Below are 4,891 nucleotides of genomic sequence, written 5' to 3'. Positions count from 1 at the left end.
CCCGGCTTCGGCCACCACAGAATCCGCTGGTCCAACCGAACGACCCAGCAGCTTGAGCTGATCGGACTCCATCGTCGCCTCGACGGTCAGAACCACCTGAGCGCCGGTTTCCAGAAACTCGCGGCATTTCTCCAGCGTGTCGGAAAACAGCGTGACCTCATAAGCGCCGGTCGGGTCCGAAAGCTGGGCAAAGGCGAACCGGTTGCCCTTGGCCGATTTCCGTTCCTGCCGCCCGGCGACAACCCCGGCCATCTTGGCGATGAACGGGCCAGACCGGGCCCTTTCCGTCACCTCGTCCAGCGTCATCACCTGTTTGCGTTTCAGCGCAGGCATGTAATCGTCCAGCGGATGCCCCGAGAGGTAAAAGCCGATGGCCTTGAATTCTTCGCTGAGGCGCTCGGCCGGCAGCCAGTCGGGCGTCGGCGACAGGCGCGGTTCGGGCAGGTCGTCGCCTGCCTCGCCGAACAGAGACACCTGATTGGAGTTCTTCTGTTCATGGATCGCCGCCGAATACTGTACCAGACGGTCAAGGCTTTCGAACACGCGGCGACGGTTCTTGTCGAGCTCATCAAAAGCGCCCGCACGCGCCAGCATTTCCAGCGGACGTTTGCCGACCTTCTTAAGATCGACCCGGCGGGCGAAGTCAAAGAGGTTGACGAAAGGTTTGTCGCCCCTGCCCTGCACCACCAGGTTCATCGCCTCGACGCCCACGTTTTTCAGCGCGCCCAGCGCATAGACCAGTTGGCCGTCCACCACGTCGAAGGTCGCCAGCGAGCGGTTCACGCAGGGCGGCACGTAAGGCAGGCCCAGACCCTTTCGTACCTCTTCGAAATACACCGCCAGCTTGTCGGTCAGGTGGATATCGCAGTTCATGACGCCCGCCATGAACTCGACCGGGTGGTTCGCCTTGAGCCAGCCGGTCTGGTAGCTGACCACCGCGTAGGCCGCCGCGTGGGACTTGTTGAAGCCGTAGTTGGCGAATTTTTCCAAGAGGTCGAACACTTCGGAGGCCTTCTTGGCGTCCACCTCGTTCTTGGCCGCGCCGGCCTCGAATTTCGGGCGTTCGGCGTCCATCGCCTCTTTGATCTTCTTGCCCATCGCGCGGCGCAGCAGGTCGGCGCCGCCAAGGCTGTAGCCCGCCATGACCTGCGCGATCTGCATCACCTGCTCCTGATAGACGATGATGCCCTGCGTTTCTTCCAAGATGTGGTCGATCAGCGGGTGGACCGAGGTGATCTCGCGCTGGCCGTTCTTGACCTCGCAATAGGTGGGGATGTTCTCCATCGGGCCGGGGCGGTAGAGCGCCACGAGAGCCACGATATCCTCGATGCAGGTGGGTTTCATGCGCTTGAGCGCGTCCATCATGCCCGAGGATTCAACCTGGAACACCGCGACCGTCTTGGCCGCTGAATAGAGCTTATACGTCGCTTCGTCATCCAATGGGATGGCGTTGATCTGGTTCTCGGCCCCCTCGGCAGGTTCGTAAAGCTCGGTGCCATCGGCGGCGATATGCAGCTTCCGTCCGGACTTGAAGATCAGGTCCATCGCGTTCTGGATCACGGTCAGGGTTTTCAGCCCCAGAAAGTCGAACTTTACCAGCCCGGCCTGTTCCACCCATTTCATGTTGAATTGGGTCGCAGGCATGTCGGATCGCGGGTCCTGATAGATCGGCACCAGCGCGTCCAGTGGCCGGTCGCCAATCACAACCCCAGCCGCGTGGGTCGAGGCGTTGCGCAGCAGCCCTTCGACCTGCTGGCCATATGTCAGCAGACGATCCACCACCTCTTCGTTGCGCGCTTCTTCCCGCAGGCGCGGCTCGTCCTTCAGGGCTTTTTCGATGGAAACCGGTTTGACGCCTTCCACGGGGATCATCTTGGACAGACGGTCCACCTGTCCGTAAGGCATTTGCAGCACCCGCCCGATATCGCGTACGGCGGCCTTGGACAGCAAGGCACCAAAAGTGATGATCTGCCCCACCTTGTCGCGCCCGTATTTCTGCTGCACGTAGCGGATCACCTCTTCGCGGCGATCCATGCAGAAGTCGATATCGAAGTCGGGCATCGAAACCCGTTCGGGATTCAGGAACCGTTCAAACAGCAGGCTGTAACGCAGCGGATCGAGGTCGGTAATTGTCAGCGCATAAGCCACCAGCGAGCCCGCACCCGATCCCCGCCCCGGTCCAACCGGAATATCGTGATCCTTGGCCCATTGGATAAAGTCGGCAACGATCAGGAAGTAACCAGGAAAGCCCATGCCTTCGATGATGCCAAGTTCGAAATCCAACCGCTCCTGATACTCCTCGGGCGTCACCGCATGGGGGATTACCGCCAAACGTTTCTGCAAGCCTTCATTGGCGATGCGGCGCAGTTCAGCGACCTCGTCATCGGCGAATTTCGGCAGGATGGGATCGCGGCGATAAGCCATAAAGGCGCAACGGCGCGCGATCTCGACCGTGTTCTCAATGGCCTCGGGCAGATCAGCGAACAGCGTCACCATTTCCTGCTGCGACTTGAAATAATGCTGCGCGGTCAGGCGGCGGCGGCCTTCCTGCTGGTCGACATAGGCCCCTTCGGCAATACAGATCAGCGCATCATGGGCCTCGTACATATCCGAGGTTGGAAAATAGACGTCATTGGTGGCGACCAGCGGCAGGTTCTTGGCATAGGCCATTTCGATATGGCCGCGCTCGGTCTGGCGTTCGGCCTCGGGTTGGCCGTCTTCGCCCGGATGACGCTGGAGTTCGATATACAGACGATCCGGGAAGATCGCGGCCAGCCGATCCACCAGCGTCTCGGCCGCCGGACGTTGCCCCTGTTGCAACAGGCGGCCCACCGGCCCGTCAGGCCCTCCTGACAGGCAGATCAGCCCGTCGGAGCGTTCCGCAAGCTCGTCCAGCGTGACCTGCGGCAACTGCCCGCCCTTGTCCACGTAAAGGCACGTGCTCAGCTTCATCAGGTTCTCGTACCCCGCCTCGGACTGTGCCAGCAGAACAAGCGGCGCGGGCGTTTTCAGCTTTTCCCCCGGTTGCGATTGCACATAAGTCAGATCAGCCTGACATCCCATGATCGGCTGGACACCAGCCTGACTGGCTGTCACCGAAAATTCCAGCGCCGAAAACATGGAATTCGTGTCAGTCACTGCAACGGCAGGCATCTCCATCTTCTCGCACAGGGAGGGCAGTTTTTTCAGCCGCACAGCGCCTTCCAGAAGGGAATATTCGGTGTGAACACGTAGGTGAATGAATCGGGGGGTACTGCTCATGAACGGCAGGCTACCCTAGCCGCGAGGCATGCAAAAGCCGGAACCTGCGCCGTTGTTTGGCAAAATAATCATTTTCGATTATTCGGATTTTCCAGAAGGTGCTTCGGAAAGCGGTATCTTCACTGACAAAAAAACGCTTTAGTTTCAAGCAACTGATATTTAAACAGGGTGCGCAAATCCACGCCATTTGGCTGTAATGATGCATCATACAGGCAGTTTTTCTTGCCAGATCACGCATGCTGTTTCTAACATCCATTGGCAAGCTATCCGCCCGCCACTCTTTCTACGTCGCATCGAAGGAGGGCACCACCAGGGCGCAACCGGGTAAGGCGACGGGTTTCTCGAATGGACATCACGTTTCTTCTGAACGGAGAGACAGTGGAGCTGACGGATATCAATCCGACGGCCACTCTGCTGGATTGGCTGCGTGAAGATCGTGGCCTGACCGGCACCAAGGAAGGCTGCAACGAAGGCGATTGCGGTGCCTGCACTGTCATGGTGACGGATGCGGGTGGCGCAAAGGCGCTGAACTCGTGCATCCTGTTCCTGCCGCAGTTGCATGGCAAGGCGGTTCGAACCGTCGAAGGCGCCAGCAGCCCCGATGGCGAGGTCCATCCGGTTCAGCAAGCCATGGTTGACTTGCACGGTTCGCAATGCGGCTTTTGCACGCCCGGTTTTGTCATGTCGATGGTGGCCGGTCACACCAATGGCGCGACGGATCACGATACACAGCTTGCCGGTAATCTGTGCCGTTGCACGGGTTACGCTCCCATTATTCGCGCAGCCGAAGCGGCCGAGAAACAGCCCGTGCCTGTCTGGGTCAAGGACAAGCCTGTCGCAACGCCTGCCGCCTCACCCATGCTGCCGGGCTCGTCCGACGCGCTGGCTGCCGTATATGCCGAGAACCCGAATGCCACTTTGGTTGCGGGCGCAACAGACGTTGGGCTTTGGGTGACCAAGCAACTACGCGATCTTGATCCGGTGATCTTCCTGAACCGCTGTGACGATCTCAAAGAGATCACGATCACCGGCGAAGAAATTCGTTTCGGTGCCATGGTCGATATGAACCGTATGGGCGACGCCTTGGCGGACATTCACCCATCCTATGCCGAAATGATCCGGCGCTATGCCAGTGTTCAGGTCCGCCACGCGGCCACTGTGGGCGGCAACATCGCCAATGGCTCACCAATCGGAGACAACCCGCCCGCGCTCATCGCATTGGGTGCCACGCTGCACCTGCGCAAAGGTGATGAACGCCGGTCAGTCCTGCTGGAAGACTTCTTCATCGATTACGGGAAACAGGACCGCGCGCCGGGTGAGTTTGTCGAAGCCGTCAGCTTCCCGCGTCAGGCGGACCGGCTGAAATGCTACAAGCTGAGCAAACGGTTCGATCAGGATATCTCGGCCGTGTGCGGATGTTTCAACATTACCATTTCGGACGGACGGGTGGCGGCTGCGCGCATCGCGTTTGGCGGTATGGCTGGCATTCCGAAACGGGCAGCCCATGTCGAGGCCGCGCTGATCGGCAAGCCGTGGGCGCGCGAGGCGATTGACGCCGCTCTGCCCGCTTTTGCCGACGATTATTCACCGCTTACGGATATGCGCGCCTCGGCCACGTACAGGCTTGAGA

At 59.8% G+C, this 4,891-nt stretch carries 2 protein-coding genes; one reads left to right on the top strand and one right to left on the bottom strand.

Features of this window, described 5'->3' with window-relative positions; all coding sequences use genetic code 11:
• Positions 1-3,261: DNA polymerase III subunit alpha (gene dnaE, locus AC2FND_RS19540; protein WP_496771382.1), on the bottom strand; the 3,261-nt coding region annotated here is incomplete at its 3' end.
• A 345-nt stretch (positions 3,262-3,606) separates the two neighbouring features.
• On the opposite strand from dnaE, the gene xdhA reads away from it, so the two are divergent.
• A partial coding sequence (gene xdhA, locus AC2FND_RS19535; protein ID WP_496771381.1) for a xanthine dehydrogenase small subunit occupies positions 3,607-4,891 on the top strand: 1,285 nt, incomplete at its 3' end.

It is taken from the genome of Ruegeria sp. BHSB056, assembly GCF_059613305.1.
Note: the sequence above shows the minus strand (reverse complement) of the source record. Positions and strands in the feature narration are given on the sequence as shown.